The 25,318-nt window shown below is 71.6% G+C and carries 23 protein-coding genes; 11 read left to right on the top strand and 12 right to left on the bottom strand.

All coding sequences use genetic code 11. From position 1 onward, the window contains the following. Nucleotides 1-13: 13 nt before the first annotated feature. From ABFX54_RS36070 to ABFX54_RS36045, 6 genes are all read right to left on the bottom strand, one after another. The gene (locus ABFX54_RS36070) at nucleotides 14-1,060 is read right to left on the bottom strand and encodes an aldose 1-epimerase family protein (protein ID WP_346111189.1); all 1,047 of its coding nucleotides are present in this window, start codon (nucleotides 1,058-1,060) and stop codon (nucleotides 14-16) included. Further along, nucleotides 1,057-1,761 carry an SDR family NAD(P)-dependent oxidoreductase gene (locus ABFX54_RS36065; protein ID WP_346111188.1) on the bottom strand — a complete coding sequence of 235 codons (705 nt, stop codon included), beginning with the start codon at nucleotides 1,759-1,761 and terminating at the stop codon, nucleotides 1,057-1,059. Before ABFX54_RS36065 ends, ABFX54_RS36070 begins: the two co-directional genes overlap by 4 nt. Next, on the bottom strand, nucleotides 1,758-2,825 hold the full coding sequence (locus tag ABFX54_RS36060; RefSeq protein WP_346111187.1) for a hypothetical protein: 1,068 nt from the start codon (nucleotides 2,823-2,825) through the stop codon (nucleotides 1,758-1,760). Before ABFX54_RS36060 ends, ABFX54_RS36065 begins: the two co-directional genes overlap by 4 nt. Then, nucleotides 2,813-4,003 carry a CaiB/BaiF CoA transferase family protein gene (locus tag ABFX54_RS36055; protein WP_346111186.1) on the bottom strand — a complete coding sequence of 397 codons (1,191 nt, stop codon included), beginning with the start codon at nucleotides 4,001-4,003 and terminating at the stop codon, nucleotides 2,813-2,815. The genes ABFX54_RS36060 and ABFX54_RS36055 overlap by 13 nt, the downstream gene beginning before the upstream one ends. A 1-nt stretch (nucleotide 4,004) precedes the next feature. After that, on the bottom strand, nucleotides 4,005-4,769 hold the full coding sequence (locus ABFX54_RS36050; protein WP_346111185.1) for an enoyl-CoA hydratase/isomerase family protein: 765 nt from the start codon (nucleotides 4,767-4,769) through the stop codon (nucleotides 4,005-4,007). 79 nt (nucleotides 4,770-4,848) lie between these two features. Then, nucleotides 4,849-5,565 (bottom strand): FadR/GntR family transcriptional regulator, encoded by a 717-nt coding sequence (locus tag ABFX54_RS36045; RefSeq protein WP_346111183.1) that lies wholly within the window; start codon nucleotides 5,563-5,565, stop codon nucleotides 4,849-4,851. A 144-nt stretch (nucleotides 5,566-5,709) separates the two neighbouring features. Between ABFX54_RS36045 and ABFX54_RS36040 the strand changes: the two genes are divergently transcribed. From ABFX54_RS36040 to ABFX54_RS36000, 9 genes are all read left to right on the top strand, one after another. Next, nucleotides 5,710-6,507, top strand: coding sequence for a FadR/GntR family transcriptional regulator (locus ABFX54_RS36040; protein ID WP_346111182.1), 798 nt, complete (start codon nucleotides 5,710-5,712; stop codon nucleotides 6,505-6,507). A 147-nt stretch (nucleotides 6,508-6,654) separates the two neighbouring features. Further along, nucleotides 6,655-7,308, top strand: coding sequence for an aspartate/glutamate racemase family protein (locus ABFX54_RS36035; RefSeq protein WP_346111180.1), 654 nt, complete (start codon nucleotides 6,655-6,657; stop codon nucleotides 7,306-7,308). Beyond that, complete coding sequence (locus tag ABFX54_RS36030; RefSeq protein ID WP_346111179.1) at nucleotides 7,301-8,548, top strand: RuBisCO large subunit C-terminal-like domain-containing protein; 1,248 nt, start codon at nucleotides 7,301-7,303, stop codon at nucleotides 8,546-8,548. Before ABFX54_RS36035 ends, ABFX54_RS36030 begins: the two co-directional genes overlap by 8 nt. A gap of 10 nt (nucleotides 8,549-8,558) precedes the next feature. Next, nucleotides 8,559-9,899 carry a four-carbon acid sugar kinase family protein gene (locus ABFX54_RS36025; protein ID WP_346111177.1) on the top strand — a complete coding sequence of 447 codons (1,341 nt, stop codon included), beginning with the start codon at nucleotides 8,559-8,561 and terminating at the stop codon, nucleotides 9,897-9,899. Nucleotides 9,900-10,318: 419 nt separating this feature from the next. Further along, nucleotides 10,319-11,074 (top strand): SDR family NAD(P)-dependent oxidoreductase, encoded by a 756-nt coding sequence (locus ABFX54_RS36020; RefSeq protein ID WP_346111176.1) that lies wholly within the window; start codon nucleotides 10,319-10,321, stop codon nucleotides 11,072-11,074. Between the two features lie 461 nt (nucleotides 11,075-11,535). Continuing rightward, a complete protein-coding gene (locus tag ABFX54_RS36015; RefSeq protein WP_346111175.1) occupies nucleotides 11,536-12,513 on the top strand; it encodes an ABC transporter permease in 978 nt (325 codons plus the stop codon). A 1-nt stretch (nucleotide 12,514) separates the two neighbouring features. Continuing rightward, nucleotides 12,515-13,354 (top strand): ABC transporter permease, encoded by an 840-nt coding sequence (locus ABFX54_RS36010; protein ID WP_346111173.1) that lies wholly within the window; start codon nucleotides 12,515-12,517, stop codon nucleotides 13,352-13,354. Then, nucleotides 13,351-15,423, top strand: coding sequence for an ABC transporter ATP-binding protein (locus ABFX54_RS36005; protein WP_346111172.1), 2,073 nt, complete (start codon nucleotides 13,351-13,353; stop codon nucleotides 15,421-15,423). The genes ABFX54_RS36010 and ABFX54_RS36005 overlap by 4 nt, the downstream gene beginning before the upstream one ends. Continuing rightward, nucleotides 15,420-17,135 (top strand): ABC transporter family substrate-binding protein, encoded by a 1,716-nt coding sequence (locus tag ABFX54_RS36000; RefSeq protein WP_346111171.1) that lies wholly within the window; start codon nucleotides 15,420-15,422, stop codon nucleotides 17,133-17,135. Before ABFX54_RS36005 ends, ABFX54_RS36000 begins: the two co-directional genes overlap by 4 nt. A gap of 48 nt (nucleotides 17,136-17,183) precedes the next feature. Here the strand turns inward: ABFX54_RS36000 and ABFX54_RS35995 are convergent, their stop codons facing one another. The 5 genes from ABFX54_RS35995 to ABFX54_RS35975 all read right to left on the bottom strand — a co-directional run bounded on the left by ABFX54_RS35995 (nucleotide 17,184) and on the right by ABFX54_RS35975 (nucleotide 21,291). Beyond that, on the bottom strand, nucleotides 17,184-18,023 hold the full coding sequence (locus tag ABFX54_RS35995; RefSeq protein ID WP_346111170.1) for an NAD(P)H-binding protein: 840 nt from the start codon (nucleotides 18,021-18,023) through the stop codon (nucleotides 17,184-17,186). A gap of 52 nt (nucleotides 18,024-18,075) precedes the next feature. After that, nucleotides 18,076-19,104: a saccharopine dehydrogenase NADP-binding domain-containing protein gene (locus ABFX54_RS35990; RefSeq protein WP_346111169.1), complete on the bottom strand. Its 1,029-nt coding sequence runs from the start codon at nucleotides 19,102-19,104 to the stop codon at nucleotides 18,076-18,078. Nucleotides 19,105-19,239: 135 nt separating this feature from the next. Beyond that, nucleotides 19,240-19,656 (bottom strand): peptidase inhibitor family I36 protein, encoded by a 417-nt coding sequence (locus ABFX54_RS35985; RefSeq protein ID WP_346111167.1) that lies wholly within the window; start codon nucleotides 19,654-19,656, stop codon nucleotides 19,240-19,242. A gap of 72 nt (nucleotides 19,657-19,728) precedes the next feature. Continuing rightward, on the bottom strand, nucleotides 19,729-21,096 hold the full coding sequence (locus tag ABFX54_RS35980) for a glycosyltransferase (RefSeq protein WP_346111166.1): 1,368 nt from the start codon (nucleotides 21,094-21,096) through the stop codon (nucleotides 19,729-19,731). Nucleotides 21,097-21,129: 33 nt separating this feature from the next. Further along, entirely contained in the window at nucleotides 21,130-21,291 is a 162-nt protein-coding gene (locus tag ABFX54_RS35975; RefSeq protein WP_346111165.1) for a hypothetical protein, read from the bottom strand. Between the two features lie 304 nt (nucleotides 21,292-21,595). Here ABFX54_RS35975 and ABFX54_RS35970 point away from each other — a divergent pair, with 304 nt between their 5' ends. After that, nucleotides 21,596-23,503 (top strand): glycoside hydrolase family 3 protein, encoded by a 1,908-nt coding sequence (locus ABFX54_RS35970; RefSeq protein WP_346111163.1) that lies wholly within the window; start codon nucleotides 21,596-21,598, stop codon nucleotides 23,501-23,503. Between the two features lies 1 nt (nucleotide 23,504). On the opposite strand, the gene ABFX54_RS35965 is transcribed toward ABFX54_RS35970, so the two are convergent. Further along, complete coding sequence (locus ABFX54_RS35965) at nucleotides 23,505-24,026, bottom strand: snapalysin family zinc-dependent metalloprotease (protein ID WP_346111162.1); 522 nt, start codon at nucleotides 24,024-24,026, stop codon at nucleotides 23,505-23,507. 150 nt (nucleotides 24,027-24,176) lie between these two features. Between ABFX54_RS35965 and ABFX54_RS35960 the strand changes: the two genes are divergently transcribed. Next, nucleotides 24,177-25,318 (top strand): ABC transporter ATP-binding protein (locus ABFX54_RS35960; RefSeq protein ID WP_487047326.1); only part of this gene is annotated, 1,142 nt, incomplete at its 3' end.

The following is a 25,318-nucleotide window of genomic DNA, read 5'->3' as shown; positions in this document are numbered from 1 at the left end:
GGGGGCCGTCAGCTCATGCGGCCTCCACCCGGAAGGTCGTGTGGTACGTCCGCGACTCCTGTGCGCCGAGCCAGATCATGCTGCCGTCCCGCCTGGCCGCCGCGTCACCCGACACGTGGTGCGTGGACGGCTCCAGCCCGACCGCGTAGTTGCCCGAGCGCAGGTTCAGCCACTCGAAGAAGTACGGGAACTCCTCCGCCCGCCACTCCACCGCCACCCGCATGCCCAGCCGCTCGTTGACCACGGCCACGCGGTGCAGGCCGTCGGGGCGGGGGACGAGCGCGTGCTCGTACACCTGCTCCACGAACCCCGGCACGGGCCCGGGGAACGTCAGGTGATCGGCCTTCTGCTCGGCCACGCTGTCGCTCTGCCAGAGCGTCTCGCGGATGTCGGCCTCCAGCCTGGCGCCCTCGTCGAGCAGTGGCCAGCCCAGATTGATGTGATACAGGTACATGTGCGGCGCCGGCTCGAACCCGGCGTTGGTCACCGTGTCGATCAGCCGGATCTCGTTCCCGCCCAGATCCGCCTCGATCCGGCGCACCAGGCGCAGGTTCTCCGCGAAGACCGCCGCCTGGCGCACCTCGCCCTCGGCCCACAGCACGCACCGCTCGCCGTCCCACCGCTCGCCGTAGCCGGTCAGGCGGGCGGGCAGGTTGCCGGCCCGGCCGTGCAGCCCGTGCCGTACGGACTCGCGCGGCGGATACCGGTAGCCGTCGGCCGGCACGTCGCCGCCGAACAGCGTGTGGTCCAGCCCGGCCGTGACGATCAGCCCCGAGAACGAGCGCAGCCACGACAGCCCGTCCTCGTCGTTGTTCTCGTGCAGCCCCGGATGGCGGAAGCCCGTGGGGGAGCGCCAGCCGAACGAGCGCCCCGCGTGCTCGGCGGGCCCGATGTCCATGCACCGGTCCACCAGCACGTCGAACGCCAGCCCCGACCCGGTGCGGAACTCCAGCGCCCTGACCCCGCGCTCGACGCCGTCGGCCAGCGTCACCAGCCGGACCCCGCCGGCCGCGCTCAGATCGCCCGTCAGCTCGGCCAGCCGCCTGCGGTCCCGCGTCATGCCATCACCCACCCTCCGTTGACTTCGACGCACTGCCCGGTGACGAACGAGGCGTCAGGCCCGGTCAGGAACGACACCACGGCCGCCAGCTCCTCGGGCGTGCCGCGCCGCCGCAGCGCCTGCCGTTCCAGGACCATCCGGTTGTACGCCTCCAGGTCCTCGTGGATCTCCTCGGCCGCGGTCGGGAACGCGCCGGGGGAGACGCAGTTGACCCTGATCTCCCTCGGCCCGAGCTCGCGGGCCAGCGCCCTGGTGAAGGCGGCCGCCGCGCCCTTGGTGGAGACGTACGCGGCCAGGTCGGGCCAGCCGCCGTGCATGGTGATCGAGGCGACGTTGACGATCGCCCCGCCGCCCTGACCGAGCATCTGCCTGGCCGCGTGCTGGGCGCACAGCCAGTAGGCGCGCTGGTTGACCGCGACGACCTCGTCGTACTCCTCCGGCGGCACCTCCAGGAACGGCCGGGCGGGATAGACGGCGGCGTTGTTGACGAGAATGCCGACCGGGCCGAGCCTGGCCGCCGTCTCGGTGAAGGCGGCCTCGATCGCCGCCGGGTCGCGCAGGTCGGCCTTCAGGTCGAGTGCGCCGTCGAGGCCGTCCGCGTCGACGTCGAGTGCGGCCACCTGGTGGCCGTCGGCGGCCAGGCGGCGCACGATCGCGCGGCCCAGCGCCCCGGAGGCGCCGGTGACGAGCGCCGTGGTCATGGGGTCCTCCATTCCTCGTGCAGGGTCTTCAGCAGGTCGCGGGCGGGGATGCGGGCGAGCAGCCCGTCGCGGATCAGCGCCGACGAGCGCTCCTGCGCGGCGATGTAGCCGGGGAAGCGCGGCCTGATCCAGGCGGCCTCCATGGTGGCGAGCGTGTCGCGGTAGAAGCTGCTGCTTCCCTGTCCGGTCCAGACCGAGCGGGCGGCCGGTTGGCCCCCTACCGAGGGGAACAGCTCCGCCTGCACCGGCTCCGACACCAGGCGCAGCAGGTGCGCGCGGATCGCGTCGCGGTGCGCCCCGAGATTCGCACTGAGGCGCCGGCGCGATACCACGAGCCCGGTGCCGCCGAGCACGCTGCCCGGCGGGTGGCCGGGCCAGGCGGGCGCGTCGCCGAAGGCCAGGGGATAGGCGACGTAGCCGTACAGAAGCGGGCAGAAGTCCACCTGGCCGGCCGTCATCGCGTCCAGCACGCCGATCGGGTTGAGCAGCGACACCTCGGGGTCCGACAGCGCCAGCAGCTCGGCCATCAACTCCAGCGCCCGCTCGCCGGCCCGCTCGTCGAGGAAGTCCTCCGTACGAGCGGGGCCGCACAGCGCGCAGAACATCAGGAACGCGTGCGGCCCGCCCAGACACAGCGCCGTCCGCGCGCCGGTGGACAGCGCAGTCACCTCCGGCCACGTACGCGGCAGCCGCACGCCGGGCCTGGCGGCGGCCACCTGGGCGGCGGCGTCCAGGGGCAGCGCCCACTGGCGGCCGTCCAGGCGGTAGCTCTCGTACGAACGGCCCGCGAACCGCAGCCCGGCCAGCTCGGCCGGCTCGAACAGCTCCTCCATCGGCACCAGCGCGTCCAGCGCCGCGCCCAGCCCGGGATGGTCGATCACCAGCACGTCGTACGTCTCGCACAACCGCGCGATCGGCTCGGACTCGAACCCCTCCAAGGGCTGCCGGTCCCACTCGATCGGCTCGGGGACGGCCCCGTACCGGTTCGCGCCCGCGTGGTCGAGCCGGGTCAGCTCGTCCAGCGGGGCGTACCCGCGCGGATGGTCCCAGGTCAGTCCTCGCATGCCAGCACGCCCTCCGCCACCAGCTCCTCCGTCTTCTCGGTCGAGTAGCCGAGCTCGCCGAGCAGCTCCCTGGTGTGCTCGCCCACGAGCGGCGCGCCCCTGCGGACCTCGGGCGGGGTGGCGCTGAAGCCGTAGGGGAAGCCGGGGGTGGTGACCGTGCCCTCGGTGCGGTGCTCGTAGGTGACGAACGAGCCGTTGTGCTTGACCTGCGGGTCCTCGACCAGGTCGGCGTAGCCGTAGACGGGGCCCGCCCACAGGTCGTGGCGGGCGCAGATCTCCAGCCACTCCGCCGTCGTGCGCGCGGGCAGGCGGGCCGCCACCAGCGCGGTGATCTCGTCGCGCCTGGTGTGGCCGTCGGCGTCGCCGTCCATCGCGGCCAGCTCCGGCAGGTCCAGCGCCACGGCGAGCCCGTCCAGCCTGGGCATGCCGAGCGCGATGTAGCCGTCCTTGGTGGCGAAGACGCCGTACGGGGCGCGGATGTAGGTGTGGCCGTGCGGCTCGCGCCCGCGCCGCTGCGGCACCCCGCCGACCGTGTAGATCGACAGCTCCTGCATCTGCACGGCGACGGCCGCGTCCAGCATGTTGACGCTCACCCGCTGGCCCTCGCCGGTGCGCTCGCGGTGCAGCAGCGCGGCCAGCGCGCCCTCGAACGCGCTGTAGGCGGTGATGGCGTCGATCGCGTAGGAGCCGGCGGGCGCAGGCGGGTCGCCCTCGCGGCCGGTGCTCAGCATGGCGCCGCTCATGGCCTGCAGCAGCAGGTCCTGGCCGGGGCGCGAGGTGTACGGGCCGCTCTCGCCGTAGCCGGACATCGAGACGTACACGATCCGCGGATTGAGCCCGCTGATCGTCTCGTAGTCCATGCCGAGCCGCTCGGCCACGCCCGGCCGGTAGTTCTGCAGGAACACGTCCGCCGTCGCGGCCAGCCGGTGCACGATCTCGCGGCCCGCGTCGGTCTTGAGGTTGACGGCCAGGCTGCGCTTGTTGCGGTTGAGCGACAGGAACGAGGCGTTCACCCGCCTGCCGGTGGCGCCGCCGGCGGGGGCGTGCCGCTGCCACTCGCCGCCGACCGGCTCCACCTTGACCACGTCCGCGCCCAGATCGCCCAGGCGCATCGCGGCCAGCGGGCCCGCCATCGCGATGGACAGGTCCACCACGCGGTATCCGTCGAGCACGCCCATGTCAGCGGCCCTCGAACGCGGGCTCGCGGCGCGCGGTGAACGCGGCCCTGCCCTCGGCGGCGTCGGCGGTGGCGAAGCAGACGGTCTGCAGGTCGCGCTCGTACTGGATGGCCTGGTCGAGCGGCATCGAGTAGGCGGCCTTGAGGTTGGCCTTGGCCGTCTGGGCGGCGATCGGCGCGCGCCTGGCGATGGTGGCCGCCAGCTCCTTCGCCGCCTTCAGCAGCTCCTCGCGCGGATGCACGTCGGTGACCAGCCCCCATGCGCGGGCTTTCGCGGCGTCGATGGGGTCGCCGGTGAGCAGCATGGTGGCCGCGTTGCCCGGCCCGACCGCGTGCGCCAGCAGCGCCGACTGGCCGCTGCCGCCGATCCAGCCCAGCTTGATCTCCGGGGCGGCGAACGTGGCCGTCTCCGCGGCCAGCCTGACGTCGCAGGCCATGGCCAGCTCCAGGCCGCCGCCGTAGGCGTAGCCGTTCACGGCTGCGACGATGGGCTTGCGCAGGGCGCGGACGGCGTCGCCGTAGTCGCCGCGGTTGCGGAACTCCCAGGCGGTGGCGTACTCGTCGAGCTCGCGGATGTCGCTGCCCACGCAGAACGAGCGCTCGCCCGCTCCGGTGAGCACCGCCACGCGCAGGCCGGGGTCGGCGTCGATCCGCGACAGGCAGGCGCGCAGCGCGGCGGCCATGTCCGGGGTGACGGCGTTGAGTTTCGCGGGTCGGTTGAGGGTGACGACGGCCACCGGGCCGTCGACGTCGAGGAGGACGTCCAAGGGAGCCCTTTCTTGCGGGTAGTTCCAGCGGCTTGCGGCCGGTTCCCGCGGGTTGTGCCAGCGGCTTCCGGCCGGGCGTTCAGCAGCAGAGGCGTACGTGCTGCTCGGCGTCGGCGCGGGCGACCTCGACCACCGTGCGCATGGCCTCCTCGGCCTTGCGGTGGTGGCGTCGCCCGATGGCCTGGGCCACGCGTTCGTGACCGGGCAGCGTCTCCTTGTTGTGCGCCACCGAGCGGGTGTGCACCTGGCGCACGGACCGCAGGGCGATGCTGATCATGTCGTAGATGTAGAGCAGCAGGTCGTTGTCGGCCGCGGCGAAGACCGCCTTGTGGAAGGCGAGGTCGGCCTCGATGAACGGCTCCGGGTCGTCGGCGGTGGCGTACAGCGCCTCCATGGCCTCGTCGATGCGGCGCACGGCCGCGGCGTCGGCCCGCTCGGAGGCCACCCGCGCCGCGCCCGGCTCCAGCGCGACCCGCAGGTCGGCCAGCACCCGGATGTCGTCAGGCGTGGGCTCGGGCTCGAAGCGCCAGCTCAGCACGTCGGCGTCGAGCAGGCTCCAGGACCCGCGCGGGCGCACGATCGTGCCCGCGCTCCTCCTGGTCTCCAGCAGGCCCTTGCCGGCCAGCACCTTCACGCCCTCCCGCACGGCGGAGCGGCCCACGCCGAGCTCGCCGACCAGCTCCTCCTCGATGGGGATGGACGTGCCCGGGGGCAGCGTGCCGCCGACGATGCGGGCGCCGAGGGCCTGGACGACCTGGACGTGCCGGGCCGAGTCCCTCTGGGGATCGTTTGCCACGGCACCGCACGCTATCCCGAGCGGGCTGGAATTCCTAGGCTTTCATCTGATGAAGTTGTTTTTTCATCAGATGAAGTGACTTTTCAGGATATTGGTAGTACCTTTCCGGCAAGTGGTACGACCAATCGCGCCGAGGTACCCACCATGAGCACCGACCCCGCTATCGGCCCTGGCACCCCGTCCGGACCCGCCGCCGACCCCGCCACCGGCGCCCTTTCCGGCGCCGGGTCCGATTTCGCCGCCGCCGATTTCGCCTCCGGCTCCCTGTCGGATGCGCTCTCCGATGCTTTGTCCGATCTGATCCGCGATCTCGGCGAGGGCGCCAGGCTGCCGCCGGAACGGGAGCTGGCCGGGCGGCTGGGCGTCAGCCGCGGCGCGCTGCGCGACCGCCTGCGGCTCCTGGAGGGCTTCGGCGTGCTGAGCCGGCGCCAGGGCTCCGGCACCTACGTGCGCCGGCTGGCCCCGCAAGGGCTCGAATTCGCCCTCGACCTGGCCCTGTCGGCCAGCCACCTCAGCATCGAGTCCCTGCACTCCGTACGGGTGGCGCTGGAACGCCAGGCCGCCAGGGAGGCCGCGCGCAAGGGAGACCCGGTCGCGATCGGACACGTCGGCAAGGCCCTGGCCGACATGGAGGCCGCCGTCACCGCCGAGGACATCGACCGGGCCGACTTCGCCTTCCACCAGGCGCTGCTGCACGCCACCGGCAACGCCGCCCTGACCTTCTTCGCCGACGCGATGACCGGCGTGCTGTTCCGCGCCGTACGCCAGCGCCGCGACCGGCTCAAGACCCACCCGCGCGACAAGGAGCTCTCGCTGGCCGCCCACCGGCCCCTGTACGAGGCGCTGCTGGCCGGCGACGAGGACGCCGCCGGGCAGGCCAGCGACGACCACTTCCAGGTCTGGCACGACCTGTTCACCCAACCCGAGATGCAACGGCCATGACGACGGGCCCGCGCCGGACGCGGCCGGGCGACGCGGCCGGGCGACGCGGCCGGGCGACGCGGCCGGGCGACGCGGCCGGCACACACCCTTGACGGAGACGCGGCCATTGACGGCGCCACCAGGACCCACCCCTCACGGAGACAGGCCATGACGACAACCCTGGGACTCATCCACACTTCGGCCACGCTCGTGCCGGTGTTCGCCGAGTTGTGCGCGAAACACCTGCCGGGCGTCGAGACGTTCAACATCGTCGACGACAGCCTGATCAAGAACACCGTGGCCGCCGGCCACCTCACGCCGAGCACCGCGCGCCGGGTCGCCGGCCACATCGGCTCGGCCGAGGCCGCCGGGGCCGATCACATCCTGGTCACCTGCTCCTCCATCGGCGCGGCCGTGGAGGCGTCCGAGCCGCTGACCGGCGTGCCGGTGACCCGGGTGGACCGCCCGATGGCCGACAGGGCCGTGGCGCTCGGCCCCCGCATCGGCGTGTGCGCCACTCTCTCCACCACCCTCGACCCCACCGCCGACCTGGTACGCAGGCGCGCCGCGGCGGCCGGCGCCGAGATCGAGCTGACCGCCAGGCTGTGCGAGGGCGCCTTCGAGGCCCTGATGAGCGGCGACGCCGCCACTCACGACGCCCGCGTGGCCGCCGCGCTGGCCGAGCTGGCCGGGCAGGTGGACGTGATCGTGCTGGCCCAGGCGTCGATGGCGCGGGTCGCCGGGGCCGCCGAGTCACCGGTGACCATCCTGGCCAGCCCCCCGCTGGCCATGGAACACCTGGCGAAGGAGCTGCATGCGTGAGATGACGGTGGCCACGTACCGAGTGGTCACCCGCCTGCCGCTGGAGCAGGCGGTCAGCGCCATCGCGGGCGAGCAGAGCACCGGCACGTTCGTCAGCGTCGCGGGAGAGACCGACGAGCTGCGCGCCCGCCACAGCGCGGTGGTGCTCGGCATGACGGAGATCCCCGCGCCGATCGGCGAGGCCCTGCCCGGCACGCGCGGGTCGGGGCCGCTGCACGCCGCCCTCGTCAGGATCGGCTTCCCGCTGGACAACACCGGGCCGTCGCTGACGAACCTGTTCCCGGTGGTCGCGGGCAACCTGTACGAGCTGCGCGAGCTGGCCGGACTCAAACTGGTCGACCTGGAGCTGCCGGACGCGTTCGGGCGGGCGTACCTGCCGGCCGCGTACGCCGTCGAAGGCACCCGGCGGCTGACCGGGCGGCCGGAGGGCGTGCTGATCGGCACCATCGTCAAGCCCAACGTCGGCCTGCGCCCGCCCGACTACGTGGACCTGGTGCTGGAGCTGGGCCTGGCCGGGGCCGACTTCATCAAGGACGACGAGGTCAACGCCGACTGCCCGCCCGCCCCGCTCGCCCAGCGCGTCAGGGCCGTGACGGGGGCGCTGGACGAGGTGGAGCGGCGTACGGGGCGGCGGCCGATGTACGCCTTCAACATCAGCGACGAGCCCGACCGGATGCTGCGCCACCACGACATGGTGGTGGCCGCCGGCGGAACCTGCGTGATGGTCAACCTCAACGTCGTCGGCTTCCCGGCCGTTGCCATGCTGCGGCGGCACGCCAGGGTGCCGATCCACGCCCACGTCACCGGCATCGGGGCGCTGGCCCGGCATCCGGGGCTCGGGATCGGGCCCGCGGCGTACCAGAAGCTGGCCCGCCTGACCGGCGTCGACCACCTGCACTGCGGCGGGTTCCACAGCAAGTTCTACGTGAGCGACGACGAGGTGGCCGCCATGGTCGGGGCGGTGCGCGCGCCACTGCTCGGCGGCTTCCCGTGCCTGCCGGTGCTGTCGTCGGCGCAGTGGGCGGGAACGGTGCCGGTCACCCTGGAACGTACCGGGACGGACGACCTGCTGGTGCTGGCGGGCGGAGGCGTGCTCGGCCACCCGGACGGACCGGCGGCCGGCATCACCAGCATCCGCCAGGCGTGGACCGCCACCGCCGCGGGGGTGCCGCTGACGGAGGTCGACTCGCCGGAACTGTCCAGAGCCCTCGAACACTTCGGCGGCGTGGTGACGAGATGAAACCGGCGTCATGACGTTGATCGCCTTCGTGGCCGACGACTTCACCGGGGCGACCGACGCGTTGTGGCAGTTCAGGCGGTTCGGGTTGAGTGGGTCGCTGGTCACGGACGTGGCTCACCTGCACGATCGGGACGACGTCATCGGCGTCGCCACCACCGCCCGCGCGTCGGCCGACCCGGTCGCGGTCGCGCTCCCGGCGCTCAGGGCGGTGGCGGCGCTCCGGCCGCTGGCCGCCCAGTACAAGATCTGCTCGACGTTCGACTCCTCGCCCACGCACGGGAGCATCGGCGCGGTCATCGCGGCCCTGCACCGGGAAGGGCTGGCCCGGCGCGCGGTGCCGGTGCTGGCCGCGCAGCCGGAGTTCGGGCGCTACACGGTGTACGGCAACCACTTCGTCCAGGCCGGGGACGAGGTCGTCCGCCTCGACCGGCACCCGCCCGCCCGCGACCACCCCGTCACCCCCGCCACCGAGGCCGACCTGCGGGTACGCCTGGAGGAGCAGGGCGCGGGGCGCACCGGCCTGCTGCCGGCGGAGGCGTCGGAGGAGATGTACCGGGCGCGGAGCCGGGACGCCGCCTTCATCGCGGACGCCTCGACCGAGCAGCACCTCCGCGCTCTGGGCCGCCTGCTCCTCGCCGACACCGCCCCGGGGGACGTGCTGTTCTGCGCCGGCTCAGGGGGACTGAGCTACGCCCTCGCCTCGGCCCTGACCCCCCACCCCACCCAGTCCCCACCCCACCCACCGGCACCACCAGAAGCCGGGCCGGGGTCGAAGGCCAGGCCGGAGGCAGAGGCCGGGCCGGGGTCAGTGGCGATGGCGGGGTCGGAGGCGTTGGCGAGGCCTACAGCGGGGCCGGTGGCGCCGACAGCGAGGGCAGGAGCGACGGCGAGGGCAGGAGCGGTGCTGGTCGTGTCCGGGAGCCGGTCGCCGGTCACCGTCCGGCAGATCGGCGTGGCGGAGCGGGTCGGCTGGAAGGTGGTGGACGTCTCCACGGGTCAGGACACGATCGTCCAGGCCGAGGAGAGCCTGCGTGCCGGCTGCCACACGATCGTCCAGTCGACCAGGGGCCCGGCCCGCGACCCGGCCGGGATCGGTGAGCTGCTCGGCCGGGTGGCCGCCGCGACGGTCCGGGCCGGGCTGGTACGGCGGCTGGTGGTGGCCGGTGGCGACACCTCCGGCCAGGTCGTCGCCGCGCTCGGGGCCCGCGCCCTCGACGTGATCGGCACGCTCGCCGTAGGAGGCCCGGTGTGCGTGCTGGCCGCGGACGATCCGGCGTGCGACGGACTGGAGGTGGCCCTGAAGGGCGGCCAGGTGGGCGACGACGACTACTTCCTGCGAGCCGCGACGTGAGGCCGGCCGTGGGTTGCGAGGTATGCCCGGTCCGCGATGTGAGATCGGCCGTGGGTCGGGACGTAACCCCGGCCTGCGACGTGAGACCGGTCGCGCGTTGCGACGTATCCCTGGCCTGCGAGGTGAGACCGGGCCCGGATGGCGACGTGGTCCCGGATCGCGACGTGACTCGCGCATCCCCTGGCCCGAGCTGCGGGCCGCGAGTCGGCTCGGGCCTTCGGTCTCCGGCCCGGCCCGAGTGCCGCCTCCGATACGAGGCCAGGCCGTTGCTCCCGTGGCGAGGGTTCGTTCGTAGCCGGGCAGGGGTCCGTACGACCAGGGCGGTATGTCCGGGGAGGGGCGTGCACCACGGGAGGCGGAGGCGGGGACGCGCCTCGGGCGGGATGCCGGCGGCCGGCCCCGACCGGCATCGTGAAGGCATGATGTTTCCGGATTTGCAGGGCAAGGTAGCGCTGGTCACCGGTGGTTCGGGTGGCATCGGGCGCGAGACCGTACGGGTGCTGGCCGCCCAGGGCATGCGTGTCGCCGTCAACGGCCGTGACCCCGCCGCCATCGAGGCCACCGTGAACGAGGTCCCGGACGGCCGGGCCATCGGGGTGGCGGCCGACACCACCGACCAGGCCGCGGTCGAGGCGATGCGTGAGCAGGTCGAGCGGCGTCTGGGCCCGGTGGACGTGCTGGCGGTCTTCGCGGGCGGTGGCACGGGCCGGCCGCGGCCGATCGACGAGACGACCGCGGCGGACTGGCACGCCACCGTGGACGCCAACCTCACCTCCACGTTCCTCGTCATCAGGACCTTCCTGCCGAGCATGAGAGAGCGCGGACAGGGCTCGATCATCACCATGTCGTCCCTGGCCGCCCGCACCCCCACCCCCGCCTCCGTGGCGTACACGGCGGCCAAGGCCGGGGTGATCGCGCTGACCAGGCAGCTCGCGTACGAGCTGGGCCCGGCCGGCGTGCGGGTCAACAACGTCGCGCCCTCGACGATCATGACGGAGCGCCTGGAGGGACGGATGCCGCCGGAGTTCGCCGCGCGCGTGCTGGCCGAGCACCCGCTCGGACGGCTCGGCCGGCCGCTGGACGTGGCCAACGTGACGGCCTTCCTCGCCTCTGACGCCTCCTCCTGGCTGACGGGCCTGACGATCGACGTGGCCGGCGGCAAGTGGATGCCATGACGGCCCGAACGGCCCGGCGCGGACGCCCCGGCCCGGACGACTCCCCGCCGGTCGCCGCAGGAGCCGCCGCCGGGCCGCCTGCGGGCGGGAGCGCCGGGAGCCGTTTGACGGCGCGCACTCACCCCTCAGCGAATATGGTGTGGATCACGTAGGTTCGTCCTCATTCATGTACGGATCCTGTGACACAGGGCATCTGCGAGACGTCCGAAAGGGGATCTGGTAGGCGATATTTCCGCAGGTCGAGGCCGGGAAGCGAACTCGTCTGACAGGGCTCGTCGATCTTTTGTGAGTGACCTGACCGTTATATGGCTCCGTTTCTGCCTGTTATCCCTTTTCTTATATTGTTCGCGTTGATCGCCATCCCGCTGACATGTGAATTTCACGACGCGGGACGGGTTTACGTTGAGGGGGCGCTGCTCCGCCTGTGAGTTCGCGCCCTCGATCAGCGCGAACGGAGAGTAATGGGCAAGTACCTGCTCCGCAGGTTGGCAATAAATGTGATCTTGGTAGCCATCGCGGCCAGCCTCGCGTACATGCTCGCGGCGACGACCATGAACCCGCGAGCCGCGTACGAGGGCCGGCAGCCGCCGGTGCCCGAGGCCGTCATCGACGCCACACTTGACGCCTACAACCTGAACGACAAGACCCCCGTGCTCGTGCGTTACGGCACCTGGGCCAAGGGGGTCGTCACCGGGGACTTCGGCAAGACCTGGAACGGCGGCTCGGTCAACGGCGAGATGGGCCGGCGCATCATGGTCAGCCTGCGCCTCCTGCTGATCGGCACGGTCCTGGGCTTCGCCCTGGGGGTGGTGCTGGGGGCGGTCTCCGCGGTGAAGCAGTACAAGTTCAGTGACCGGTTAATCGGGGTCAGCTCTTTCGTGATCATGGCCATCCCGGTGTTCGTGCTGGCGACCCTGCTGGCGATCGCCACGTACAACCTGAACAGAGGGCTGGGGTTCACGCTGATCGAGTACACCGGCGAGTACAACCCGCGGCTGACCGGCTGGGACCAGTTCGTCAACCGGCTCAACCACCTGATCCTGCCGACGATCTCGCTCAGCCTCGGCTCGATCGCCTTCTACAGCCGGATCCAGCGCAACATGATGCTGGACGTGCTGGGCCAGGACTTCGTCCGCACGGCCATGGCCAAGGGGCTGCGGCGGCGGACGGCGCTGACGAAGCACGCGCTGCGCACCGCGCTGATCCCGTCGGCCACCTACTTCGCCTTCGCGTTCGGGACGATGTTCACGGGAGCCACGTTCACCGAGAAGATCTTCGCCTGGCACGGCATGGGCGCCTGGCTGGTCGACTCGATCAACCAGAACGACGTCAACTCCGTCGCCGCGGTCACCTTCTTCGCCGCCGTCTGCATCCTGTTCGCCTCCTTCCTGTCGGACCTGCTGGTCGCGGCGCTCGATCCTCGGGTCCGGGTGAGCTGACATGCGTTCGAAAGTCGTCTTCAGGCGCCTGCTGCGCAACAACCAGGCCCGGTACGGGTTCGTCGCCCTGGTCCTGCTGGTCGGGCTGGCCTACGTCGGGCCGTACTTCGGCGCGTACGAGTGGACCGAGAAGGACTTCATGTCCTTCCTGTCGCCTCCGGGTGGTGACCACTGGTGGGGCACCACCTCGATCGGCCAGGACATGTACGCGGTCACGCTGCGCGGCATGCAGAAGTCCATCATCATCGGCCTGCTGGTGGCGCTGATCTCGACCGGCCTGGCGGCCATCGTCGGCGCGTTCGCCGGATATTTCGGCGGATGGGTGGACCGGGTGCTCATGTGGGGTGTGGACCTGCTGCTGGTCCTGCCGAGCTTCCTGGTCATCGCGATCATCTCGCCGAGACTGCGCGAGGGCACCTGGCTCTGGTTCGTCGCGCTGCTCGCCGCGTTCTCCTGGATGATCACCTCCAGGGTCGTGCGCAGCATGACGCTCTCGCTCCGCGAGCGGGAGTACGTCCTGGCCGCCGTCTACATGGGCATCCCCCGCTGGAAGATCATCTTCCGGCACATCGTGCCCAACCTGTCCTCTCTGCTCATCATCGACGCGACGCTCAACGTCAGCGGCGCGATCATCGGTGAGGCCGCGCTGTCCTTCTTCGGGTTCGGCATCCAGCCACCCGACGTCTCGCTGGGCACGCTGATCGCGGCCGGCTCCGGCAACGCCACCGGCTATCCGTGGCTGTTCGCCTTCCCCGCCGGCCTGCTGGTCGCCCTGGTGCTCAGCGTGAACCTGATCGGCGACGGCCTGCGCGACGCACTCGACCCGGGGAGCAACACGTGAGCATTCTGGAGGTCAAGGACCTCACCGTCACCTTCCCCGGCGGCATCGAAGCCGTGCGCGGCGTCAGCTACGAGGTCGAGCGCGGCGAGGTGCTCGGCATCGTCGGCGAGTCCGGTTCCGGCAAGTCGGTGACCTCGCTGGCCGTGATGGGCCTGCTGCCGAGGAACGCCGTGGTGGACGGCTCGGTCACCTTGCACGGGCAGGAACTGCTCGGCATGAAGGAAGACGACCTGGTCAAGGTGCGCGGCAAGGCGATCAGCATGATCTTCCAGGATCCGCTGTCGGCCTTCACGCCCGTGTTCACCATCGGCGACCAGATCGCCGAGGCCGTCCGCATCCACCAGAAGACGGGCAAGGACAAGGCCGCCAAGCGGGCCGTCGAACTGCTCGACCTGGTCGGCATCCCCAACCCGAGCCTGCGGGCCAAGGCGTTCCCGCACGAGTTCTCCGGCGGCATGCGGCAGCGCGCGATGATCGCCATGGCCATCGCCAACGACCCCGACCTGCTGATCTGCGACGAGCCGACCACCGCGCTCGACGTCACCATCCAGGCCCAGGTGCTGGAGGTGCTCAAGACCGCGCAGCAGGAGACGGGCGCGGGCATCGTGATGATCACCCACGACCTGGGCGTCATCGCCGGCATGGCCGACCGGGTGCTCGTCATGTACGCGGGGCGGCCGGTCGAGCAGGGGCCCGTCGAGGACATCTACTACCGGCCGCGGATGCCGTACACGATGGGGCTGCTCGCCTCGATCCCCAGGGTCGACGGCGAGGAGGGGCCGCTGGTGCCCATCGACGGCAACCCGCCGTCGCCGGCGGCGCTGCCGCCCGGCTGCCCGTTCGCGCCGCGCTGCCCGATGAAGGTGGACATGTGCGACGACGAGGAGCCGCCGCTGACGGCCTTCGGCGGCGGGCGGCACGTGGCCTGCATCCGCGCGCACGAGATCGAGCACAAGAACCTGACCGGGGCCGACGTGTTCCCGGTGCCGGTCATCCCGCCGAGCGACGTGGTCCGCGTGCCGCGCGCCGAGCGGCCGACCGTGCTGGAGCTCGACCAGCTGATCAGGCACTACCCGCTGATGAAGGGCGCGGTCTTCAAGCGCCGCGTCGGCACGGTGTACGCCGTCGACGGCATCAGCCTCGACATCGCCGAGGGCGAGACGCTGGCCCTGGTCGGGGAGTCCGGCTGCGGCAAGACCACCACGCTGCAGCAGATCATGCAGCTCCAGCCGCCGCAGGGCGGCCGGGTGGTCGTCCTCGGCAAGAACAGCGCCGAGCTGGACAAGGCGGCGCGCAAGGCGCTCCGCGGCGACCTGCAGATCGTCTTCCAGGACCCGATGGCCGCGCTCGACCCGCGCATGCCGATCGGCGACATCATCGCCGAGCCGCTGCGCGCGCACGGCGTCAAGGAGGACGTGGCGGGCAAGGTCGCCGAGCTGCTGCGGCTCGTCGGGCTGGCGCCTGAGCACGCGGAACGCTATCCGCAGCAGTTCTCCGGCGGCCAGCGCCAGCGCATCGGCATCGCCCGCGCGCTCGCGCTGGAGCCGAAGCTGCTGGTGCTGGACGAGCCGGTCTCGGCACTCGACGTGTCCATCCAGGCAGGCGTGATCAACCTGCTGGAGGAGCTGAAGAACAGGCTGGGCCTGTCCTACCTGTTCGTGGCGCACGACCTGGCGGTGGTACGGCATCTCGCCGACCGCGTGGCGGTCATGTACCTGGGCCGGATCGCCGAGATCGGGACGGTCGAGAACGTCTACGACCGTCCGGCGCACCCCTACACGCAGGCGCTGCTGTCGGCGATCCCGCTGCCCGACCCCGAGATGGAACGCACCCGCAAGCGGATCCTGCTCGAAGGGGACCTGCCCAGCCCGGCGGATCCGCCGTCGGGATGCAGGTTCCGCACCAGATGCCCCAAGTTCGCCCGGCTGAGCGAGGCCGAGCAGCGGCGGTGTGTGGACGAAGAGCCCTCGGTTGCCCGGCTGACGCGTGCCGTGGACCACGGTGCCGCCTGCCATTACGCGGAGGAGATCGAGGTCATCACGGCCTCGGAAAATCAGGAGGAAGAGTGAAGGTTCATTACCGTGCGGCCGCTGGGCTGGCGGTCCTGGCCATGGCCGTCGCGGCCTGTGGCGGTGGCGGCGGCACCGAGAACAAGCAGCCGAACGCCGAGCAGTCCAAGCAGGCTCAGCAGCAGATGACGGAGACCCCGATCATCAGCATCAACTCCGTCCCGTACGCGCAGGTCAAGGACGGCGGCACGCTCACCCTGGCGATCGGGCAGTGGCCCACGCAGTGGAACGGCAACCACGTCGACGGCAACCAGGCCGACACGGCGACGATGCTGGACCCGATCATGCCGCAGCTGATGATGGCGGACGAGAACGCCACGTTCACGCCGAACAAGGACTACGTCACCGACGTCAAGAACGACATGTCCTCGGGCAAGCAGGTCATCACCTACACGCTCAACGACAAGGCCAAGTGGTCGGACGGCACGCCGATCACCTGGAAGGACCTTGAGGCGGCGTGGAAGGCGAACAGCGGCGAGAACAAGAAGTTCAAGCCGGCCTCCACGGACGGCTGGGACAAGATCGAGTCCGTGGTCAAGGGTGACTCGGACAACATCGCGGTCATCACCTTCAAGAAGCCGTACTCGGAGTGGCAGGGCCTGTTCAACCGCGGCACCTCGCACCTCTTCCCGGCCGAGCACATCGACACGCCGGAGAAGTACGAGAAGGACTACCTGCAGAAGATCCCGGTCACGGCCGGTCCGTTCAAGGTGGAGTCCCTCGACGAGGGCACCAAGACGCTGACCCTGGTGCGCGACGACAACTGGTGGGGCCAGAAGGCCAAGCTCGACAAGCTGATCTACCGGGCCATCCCCGACCCGGCCGCCGAGGTCAACGCCTTCGCCAACGGCGAGCTGGACGCCGCGGAGATCGCCGCCGGCGCCCCGGCCGACCTGAAGCGGGCCAAGGAGGTGCCGGGCGCCGAGATCCGCAAGTCGCTCAGCCCGAACTGGCGCCACATCACGGTGAACAACCAGAGCGAGTTCCTGAAGGAGAAGGAAGTCCGCCAGGCTGTTCAGTACGCGATCAACCGTGACGTGATCACGCAGTCGGACCTGAAGGACATGGAGTGGCCGCTGCAGACGCTCGGCAACCACGTCTTCATGAACAACCACAAGGGCTACGTCGACAACTCCGGCGACCTTGGCAAGTACAACCTGGACAAGGCCAAGCAGCTGCTCGACACGGCCGGCTGGAAGCAGGAGGGCGAGTACCGCAAGAAGGACGGCAAGGAGCTCGCGCTCACCTTCGTCATCCCGACGGCGACGCCCATCTCGCAGACCGAGGGTGAGCTCACCCAGGCCATGCTCAAGGAGGCCGGGATCAAGGTCACGATCCGCCCGGTCCCCGTGGACAAGTTCTTCAACGACTTCATCATCAAGGGCGACTTCGACCTGGTGCCGTTCTCCTGGATCGGCACGCCGCTGCCGCTGGGCTCGCTGCCGCAGATCTACAAGACCGGCTCGGAGAGCAACTTCCCCAAGATGAGCGACCCCGAGGTCGACGCCGCCATCCAGGCGGCCGTGGACGAGATGGACCCGGCCGCGGCGATCACGAAGGCCAACGAGGCCGACAAGCTGATCTGGGACCGGGTGCACACCATCCCGCTGTACCAGCGGCCTGAGATCTTCGCGACGAAGAAGACGCTGGCGAACTGGGGCGCCCGCGGTTACAAGTACTACGACTGGACGGCCGTCGGCTTCACCGGCTGACGCTCCGTCACCAGGGACCCCCGGCCGCTCCGGCCGGGGGTCTTTCGTCTATTTCGCGAACTCCTGGATCGTCATCGGCGGCCGGCCGCCGTGCCGCTCGATGCTTTCGGTGACGCGGTAGAGCGGGTGGTCGCCGGCGCCGATGAAGCGGAAGAGCGCCCACAGGTGGGTCAGGTGCTCGACGGTGACCGCGTCGCCGTACACGTCCGCCGCCCACGCCTCCCACTCCTCGGGCGGTACGTCCGCGTACGTCACCCCGAGCGCGTCCGCCGCCTCACCGGCCCTGGCCATCTGTCCCGTCACCAGGCATACCGGGTCTGCGGGAGCTTGGTCGAGCAGCAACCCCGTGCCGACCCTGGCCACGTCCTCGGCCGCGACCAGCGGGATCCACGTGTCCGCGGGGCCGAGGGGGAGCGCCAGCCGGCCCGCCGCGGCGGCCACGACGGCGAGGTTCTCGAAGAACACCGCCGCCCTCAGGTGCACCGCGCCCACCCCGGCCCAGTCGAAGACCTGCTCCGACACCCAGTGACGGCGCATCCTGGGCGTGCCCGCCTGGGGGGAGGCGTCGAGCTGGGAGACCTCGACGACCCGCTCGACCCCCTCCTCCCTGGCCGCCGCCGCGAACGCGCCGGTGGCCTCCAGCAGGCCGGCCGTCACCGGGTAGGTGAAGAACGCGCGCCTGATCCCGCGCATGGCCGGGCGTACCGACGAGATCTCGCACAGGTCGCCGACCACCACCTCGGCGCCGAGCTCGCGCAGCTCCCGCGCCCGGTGATCGTCGGTGTGGACGAAGGCGCGCACGGCCTCGCCGCGCCGTAGCAGCAGGTCCACGACGTGCCGCCCGGTCGAACCCTGCGGCCCGCCGGCCGCTCCCGTGACCAGGATCATCGCCGCTCCTCAAGGTTCGGGGTGGCAGGGAAGAGCTTCCGGCCGGCCGGAGTCATCGGCGCTCCCCAAGGGTCAGGGTGAGCAGGCCGAGGCGTTCCAGGTCGCGCAGGAACGGTTCGGCGGGGAACGCCTCGGCCGGGGCGTACACGCCCGGCTCGCCGGGGCCCAGGCCGTCGGCCAGCCGGACGGCGGCCTCGACCGAGGTCAGGGCGCTCATGCGCCACAGGTCCCGTCCGCGCGCCTGCCCCGCCCGGCCGCCGCCCTCGGTGATCACCTGCACGGCGACCGTGAACTCTGAGCCCGCCCGGGTGGCCGCGTCGGCGTCTTCGCTGGTGAACGCCTGCTCCTCCTCGAACGTCGCCGCCGTGAGCTGCGCCTCCACCCGTGCCGTCCGTACGTGCCTGGGCACGGTGACGACCTCGGAGAACGGCACGGGGGCGATCATCGTGCGCGGCCCCAGCGGCGGCGGGAACGGGAAGACGGCGTTGCGCGGCTCGACGTAGCCGACCCGCTGGACCCCGTCGGCGAACGTGATCCGCTGCGTGTCGGCGAACAGCAGCTCGGCGGTCGCCTTGGCGCCGGTGGTCAGCCGCCAGCCGCTGATCGCGTACGCGGTCACCACCCGCTCGATCCCGGCCGTCCCTGCGGCCACGGCCCCGGCCAGCAGGTCGCCCAGCCCGCCGTAGAAGCTCATCGCCGTGACCATGGTGATGCCCGCCGCCCGCGCCGGCTCCGTCATGGCGTCGAACATCCACTTCGTGTGGTGCTGCTCCAGGGCGTGGTCCACGTAGTGGCAGCCGGCCTCGGCGGCGGCCGTCGCGACCGGCTTGCCGGTGTGCGTGAACGGACCCGCGCAGTGGATCAGCACCGCCGCCCGGCCGGCCAGCTCGCGTAAGGCGGCGGGGTCGTCGAGCGCGGCCTGGTGCACGGGCGTCCCGCCGAGCTCGTCGGACAGGGCTTTGAGCGCGCCGCCGTCGCGGCCTGCCACGATGACGTCCCGGCCCCGGGCGCGCAGGTCGGCCGCCACCAGGCGCCCGGTGTGGCCGGTGGCGCCGTAGACGGCGATGTGCGGTGATGACATGGCTGCAACTCCTCGGTTTTACGTCACTATGTTCGGAGATTTCCCATCGCGTCAATGAGAATCCGAATATGTGAGCGAGAAACCGGGAGGGCGGCCGAGCCTCTGTCCGGGCTCGGCCGCCCCGGGTGATGCCGGTCAGCCGTGGGAGTCGGGCACCGAGCCCTTGAGGGTGATCCCGCAGGACGGTCCGTTCGGGCCGTCGAAGCGGACGGAGTCCCAGAAGTCGCGGAAGTCGATGTAGAAGTTGCCCTTGCCGCGCGGGCTGGTCACCGCCGTGCAGCCGCCGTAGCCGGCCTCGGAGTAGAGGTGGATCCAGGAGCCCGTACGGTTCCAGTCGGACTTGCCCCGGTCGGCCATGCCGAGCGCGGCCAGGTCGGGCGTGTTGCCCTGGATCTGGATGACGTCCCCGGTGCCGTCGAGCCCGGAGAACATGCAGTAGTAGCCCTCCTGGCATCGGTCGTACCCGTCGGCGGCCTGGGCCGGCCCGGTGAGGGCCGTCGTCATGGCCGCGGCGGCCAGCGGTAACGCCAGAATGTGAAACTTCTTGCCCACAGTTCCTCCATGGCCGAAACTTTCTTTCGGCTCGAACATACAACGCGCGATCTTGTCAGGAAAGGGGTTGACTTACGCCGCCGCGCCGAGGGACACCTCGACCGAGCCGCGGGTGCCCCAGCGGTTGACCCGCCGGCAGGTCAGCAGGGCGTAGACGTACATCGGGCGCAGCACCAGCGACCGCCAGACGGAGGCCAGCGGGGCCAGCGCGAACGCCAGCAGCCGCGCGCCCGCGCTCTCGTCCGAGCGGCGCACGGTGAACAGCCGCAGCGCCATCAGGTAGTTCATCGCCGCCCCGGCCTGCGCCGCCGCCAGGGCCAGCTCTCCCAGCCGCCCCCGGTACGCCGGGTCGGCGACCAGCACGACCGGGACGGCCAGGGCGAGCAGCAGGTGCAGGTACTCCGCGACCGTGGTCCAGAAGACCGGCCCCGTCAGCGGCTGGTAACGCAGCCACCACAGGTGCCGCACCGCGGTGCCGCGCATCCAGCGCAACTGCTGCTTGGCGTAGTGGCCGAGCCGCTCGGGCGCCAGCGTGAACACCATCGACGACGGCTGGTGCACCGTGTGCCCGGACAACGAGGCGTAGAAGGTGAGCATGGAGTCGTCGTTCATCTGCGTCGGCCGCCCGCGGAAGCGCTCGTTCTCGTACGCGCCGGCGCAGGCGCGGACGACGTCCGCCCGGTAGAAGGCCAGCGCGCCCGAGTTCATCGTCACCCGGCGCAGCACCGACTGGGCGCTGCGCAGGCCGCTGGTGAAGGGCAGGTACAGCACGCCGGTCAGCCGGGTGAGCAGGCCGGCGGTGCGGTTCAGCACCAGCACGTGCCCGGCCACCGAGCGCACCCGCGGATCGGCGAACGGGGCCAGGCCCTCCCTGACGGCGTGCCGGTCGAGCACGGAGTCGCTGTCGAGGGTGAGGAAGACGTCGCCGTCGTCCTCGGCCAGCACGTGCATCTGGGCGAAGCGCTTGCCCCGGTTGCCGGTTCGGTCCCAGGTCGTCTCGATGCCGCGGAGCATGGCCTCGCACTCGAAGTCGCGGCGTACGTCGTCGTAGCGGACGGGTTCCCCGGCGAACGCCGACCCGTCGTCCACCACCCGCACCCGGTTCACCGGCCGGCTCTGTGTCAGCACCGAGCGCAGGCACGCGCGCAGCGCCTCCGGGTCCTCGTTGTAGACGGGGATCTGCACGGTCACCCGCAGGGCGTCGATCCGCTCCCGCGCGTCGGGCGGGACCTTGATCGGCCGCTCCATCCAGGACAGCGGCAGCCACCACAACAGCGCCAAGGAGACGAGCCAGACGATGGGCAGGTGGCCGGCCGCTCCCGTCAGGGTGGCCAGCTGGGTGACGGCCCAGGCCGAGCAGGCCGCGACCGCGAACGCGCCGAGGACGAGGAGCCCTCCCGATCCGGCGTAGCGGGCGGTGAGCTTCCCTGGTGCGACCATGTCCTGGCCCTTTCGTTGGTCCTGCCCGTTTCGTCAGCGGGACATCGGGTCCCGGCCGCGCCGGAACCCGGTGCGTACCAGGAAGGCCCCGGCCAGTACGAGTGACAGGCAGACGCCGACCAGCCAGGGGTGCCCGCCCGCGAGCGCGGCCACGGCCACGCCGCCGCCGAAGCCGGCCAGAGATCCGTACGCCATGCGCCACTCCTTCTCCGCGCTGATCTCCACGCTGATCCTCGCGCTGATCAAGCTGACGCTGCGGACCTAGCCGGAGGCGGGTTCCGGTAACCCCTCGGCCGCTTAAAGGCCCGTGCAACAGCTCGCCGCGAAGGGGACGCACGGCCGGGTCAAGGGGCGGTGAAAGTTTCACCGTCTCCCGGCCTGTTTCCGCCGGTGCCGGTCACCGCGCCGGCCGGTGCGGCGGGCCGGGCAGGGAAACTCGGGCACGGGAGCCTACAGTGCCCCTGGGACCGCCCCTTCGAGCCGGTTGGAGCAGCCTGCGATGAGCAACCCGAGCAGCAGATGGACGAAGGTGGCGGCGGTGCTCGCGCTCGTCGCGGCCGGCCTGGTCATGCCGCCGGCGACGGCTACGGCGGCCTTCCCGCCATCGGACCGGGGGGCCTTCCCGCCATCCGACAGGGCGGTCCTCCCGTCACCGGCCACAGCCAGGGCGGCCTTCCCCTACCAGGACCCCGGCCTCCCGGTCCCCGTCCGGGTCGCCGACCTCATGTCCCGGATGTCGCTGGACGACAAGCTCGGCCAGATGACCCAGGCCGAGCGCGGTTCGGCCAGTGCCGCCGACGTCACCGCGTACCGGCTGGGCTCGGTGTTGTCGGGCGGCGGCTCCGCGCCGCCGGTCAACACGGCGGCCGGCTGGGCGGACATGTACGACAGCTATCAGAACGCCGCCCTGGCGACGCCGCTCGGCATCCCGCTCGTCTACGGCGTGGACGCCGTGCACGGCCACAACAACGTCGTCGGGGCCACGATCTTCCCGCACAACATCGGCCTCGGCGCCACCCGTGACCCTGACCTGGCCGAGCGGATCGGGCGGGCCGTGGCCGAGGAGGTGTCAGGCACCGGGATCGACTGGAACTTCGCGCCCTGCCTGTGCGTGGCGCGCGACGACCGGTGGGGGCGTACGTACGAATCGTTCGGCGAGACCCCCGACCTGCCCGCGTCGATGACCTCCATCGTGACCGGGCTGCAGGGCGAGAGGCTGGGCGGGCCCGCCTCCGTCATGGCCACCGCCAAGCACTACGTCGGCGACGGCGGCACCACCGGCGGCGCCGACCAGGGCGACACCCGGCTGTCCGAGGCCGACCTGAGGGCCGTGCACCTGCCGCCGTTCGCCGCCGCCGTACGACGCGGGGTCGGCTCGGTGATGATCTCGTTCAGCCGATGGAACGGCGTCAAGGTGCACGGACACCGCTACCTGATCACCACGGTGCTCAAGGAGGAGCTGGGCTTCGGCGGGTTCGTGGTCTCCGACTGGAACGGCATCGACCAGATCGACGGCGTCCCCGGCACCTCCGCGCTCGACGTGCGCACCGCCGTCAACGCCGGCATCGACATGGTGATGGTGCCGGTCGAGTGGCGCAGGTTCATCGACCTGCTCCGCGCCGAAGTGCGGGCCGGGCGGGTGAGCACGGCGCGGGTGGACGACGCGGTGCGGCGCGTGCTGACCAAGAAGTTCGAGCTCGGCCTGTTCGAGAAGCCCCTGACCGACCGCTCGTACACGGCGAGCGTGGGCAGCGCCGCGCACCGGGCCCTGGCCCGCCAGGCCGTGGCCAGGTCGCAGGTCGTGCTGAAGAACGACGGCGGCGTGCTGCCCCTCGCCAGGACCGGCGGCAAGATCTTCGTGGCGGGCAAGAACGCGGACGACATCGGCAACCAGAGCGGCGGCTGGACGATCACCTGGCAGGGCTCGTCCGGCGCCATCACCCCGGGCACCACGATCCTGCAAGGCATCAGGAACACCGTCGGATCCGCCGCCACCGTCACCTACAGCAGGGACGGCAGCGGCATCGACGGCTCCTACCGGGTGGCCGTCGCCGTCGTCGGCGAGACCCCGTACGCCGAGACCAAGGGTGACCGGCCCGGCGGGCTCGGCCTGGACGCCGCCGACCTGAACACCATCGCCACCCTGCGCGCCTCGGGCGTGCCCGTCGTCGTGGTGCTCGTCTCCGGCCGCCCCCTCGACATCGCCGCCGAACTGCCCGGCTGGAACGCCGCCGTGGCAGCCTGGCTGCCGGGCACCGAGGGGCAGGGCGTGGCCGACGTGCTCTTCGGGCTCGTCCCGCCGACCGGGCGGCTGCCGATGACGTGGATGCGCGCCTCGTCCCAGCAGCCGATCAACGCGGGGGACGGCAAGGCGCCGCTTTTCGCGCAGGGGCACGGGCTCACGTAGGTCACCGGTCGGTGTGGATCCTGCCGAACTCGACCAGCGGCGTCCCACCGGCGAAGTTGCCGTCGACCTCGGCCCGCTCGGCGGCGCTGGGGTTGGCGTTGGTGCAGCTCACGGGCGCGCTGGAACCCGACATCAGGTCGGTGCAGCGCCCGGTGCGCCGGTCGGGCAGGCCCAGGATGTGGCCGATCTCGTGGGTGGCGATCCGCAGCGGGTAGTAGCCCTGGTCGACGGCCTGCCGGCCCATCCAGATCGTGCCGCGTCCCAGGCTGGTGGGCAGCGCTCTGGGCCAGCCGTTGTCGGCGAGCACGACGAAGTGCGCGGGCGTGCCCCTGACCAGCCGGACGTTGGCGACACTGGAGTTCCACACCTGCGCGGCCTGGTCCACGGTGGCGCTGAACTCGGCGGCCCGGCCGGCGTCGTACCTGAGCACCGTGACCAGCCCGGTGGCCTGCGCGGGCGCGGTGACCAGCAGGAACGCCAGGGACAGCAGGGCGCTGAGCATGAGGCGGAGCGGTCGTGACACGGATCCTCCTGGGGGAGTGGGGGGTGCTGTGAACGGTATGCGCGCTCCGTCCTCCCGAAGAGCTGTCAGATTGCCCCTATCACGGTGATATGGCGCACTGGCGACACCGTGGCTCGCGGAACTGTCAGTGGCCGCGTGCAGACTCGATGCATGCAGAACGAGGAGCCCGAGCCGCTCGAGTTCGGCGAGATCGCCCTCACCGGCTGGAACGCCCACACCGACAAGATGGCCGAGGTCGGCTTCCTGACCATCGCGGGCAGGCTCCCGTCGCTCGTCGGCCAGGCGCTGCGGATGGCCTGGGCCGCGAGCCCGCGCGACACGCTGGCCACGGTCGCGCTCAACCTGCTCGGCGGCGTGTTCACCGCCTTCGGCCTGCTGGCCACCACAGGGGTGCTGACCGCGCTGTTCAGCGAGGGCCCGACCCCCGACCGCGTCATGGCCGCGCTGCCCAGCCTGGCGCTGGTGGCGGGCGCGGCGGTGCTGCGCACGGCGACGCAGGCGGGCGCGGGCTGGGCGCAGTCCCGGCTCACCCCGCAGATCACCCGCCACACTGAGGAGCGCCTCTACGGCCTGACCAGCCAGGTGGAGCTGGTCGCCTACGACGACCCCGACTTCCACGACGCGCTCGAACGCGCGGGCAGCCGCGGCGTGTCCGTGGCCGACCCGGTGGTGGGCTCGGCCGTCGGCGTGGTCACCGCGGGCGTCGGCATCGCGGCGGCGGCCGGCGTGCTGGGCGTGCTGCACCCGGTGCTGCTGCCGCTCCTGCTGCTGGCCGTGCTGCCCGACGCCTGGGCCGCCGTGCGCAGCGCGCGGATGCGTTACTCGACGATGTACTCCCTGATCCCCGCCCGCCGCCGCAAGTGGATCCTCGCCGGCCTGCTCGCCGAGCGCGAGAACGCGGCCGAGGTGCGCGCGTTCACGATGCGCGGCTTCCTGCTGCGCGTCTACGACACCGTCGCCCGCGCGGAGCAGGACGTCATGCTGCGCCTGGCCCGGCGGCAGACGACGGCCAGGCTGGTGGGCGAGGCGCTCGGCGGCCTCGGCACGGGCCTGGTCTACGTCGCGCTCGGCATCCTGCTGACCGTCGGGGCGATCCCGCTGGCGGTGGCGGGCACCGCGGTCCTCGCCATCCGATCGGGCCAGTCATCGCTGCTCAGCCTCATGTACGCCACCAACCGCCTCTACGAGCAGGGCCTCTACTTCACCGACTTCCTCGACTTCTGCGCCGACGCCGAGAGACGGCTGACCGGCCCCAGGCCGCTGCCCGTCCCCGGCTCCTTCGAGCGCATCAC

The sequence above is a fragment of the Nonomuraea maheshkhaliensis genome (assembly GCF_039529435.1).
GTDB lineage: Bacteria > Actinomycetota > Actinomycetes > Streptosporangiales > Streptosporangiaceae > Nonomuraea > Nonomuraea maheshkhaliensis.
The sequence above is the reverse complement of the archived record's forward strand: the minus strand, read 5'-3'. Positions and strand labels throughout refer to the sequence as shown.

Coding starts and splice junctions, on each gene's coding strand:
- ABFX54_RS36065 (WP_346111188.1), bottom strand. CDS start 1,761: ATGACCACGGCGCTCGTCACCGGCGCCTCCGGGGCGCTGGGCCGCGCG.
- ABFX54_RS36070 (WP_346111189.1), bottom strand. CDS start 1,060: ATGACGCGGGACCGCAGGCGGCTGGCCGAGCTGACGGGCGATCTGAGC.
- ABFX54_RS36040 (WP_346111182.1), top strand. CDS start 5,710: ATGAGCACCGACCCCGCTATCGGCCCTGGCACCCCGTCCGGACCCGCC.
- ABFX54_RS36010 (WP_346111173.1), top strand. CDS start 12,515: ATGCGTTCGAAAGTCGTCTTCAGGCGCCTGCTGCGCAACAACCAGGCC.
- ABFX54_RS35980 (WP_346111166.1), bottom strand. CDS start 21,096: ATGGTCGCACCAGGGAAGCTCACCGCCCGCTACGCCGGATCGGGAGGG.
- ABFX54_RS35970 (WP_346111163.1), top strand. CDS start 21,596: ATGAGCAACCCGAGCAGCAGATGGACGAAGGTGGCGGCGGTGCTCGCG.
- ABFX54_RS36055 (WP_346111186.1), bottom strand. CDS start 4,003: ATGGGCGTGCTCGACGGATACCGCGTGGTGGACCTGTCCATCGCGATG.
- ABFX54_RS35995 (WP_346111170.1), bottom strand. CDS start 18,023: ATGATCCTGGTCACGGGAGCGGCCGGCGGGCCGCAGGGTTCGACCGGG.
- ABFX54_RS36030 (WP_346111179.1), top strand. CDS start 7,301: ATGCGTGAGATGACGGTGGCCACGTACCGAGTGGTCACCCGCCTGCCG.
- ABFX54_RS35975 (WP_346111165.1), bottom strand. CDS start 21,291: ATGGCGTACGGATCTCTGGCCGGCTTCGGCGGCGGCGTGGCCGTGGCC.
- ABFX54_RS36060 (WP_346111187.1), bottom strand. CDS start 2,825: ATGCGAGGACTGACCTGGGACCATCCGCGCGGGTACGCCCCGCTGGAC.
- ABFX54_RS36025 (WP_346111177.1), top strand. CDS start 8,559: ATGACGTTGATCGCCTTCGTGGCCGACGACTTCACCGGGGCGACCGAC.
- ABFX54_RS36020 (WP_346111176.1), top strand. CDS start 10,319: ATGATGTTTCCGGATTTGCAGGGCAAGGTAGCGCTGGTCACCGGTGGT.
- ABFX54_RS36015 (WP_346111175.1), top strand. CDS start 11,536: ATGGGCAAGTACCTGCTCCGCAGGTTGGCAATAAATGTGATCTTGGTA.
- ABFX54_RS35990 (WP_346111169.1), bottom strand. CDS start 19,104: ATGTCATCACCGCACATCGCCGTCTACGGCGCCACCGGCCACACCGGG.
- ABFX54_RS36035 (WP_346111180.1), top strand. CDS start 6,655: ATGACGACAACCCTGGGACTCATCCACACTTCGGCCACGCTCGTGCCG.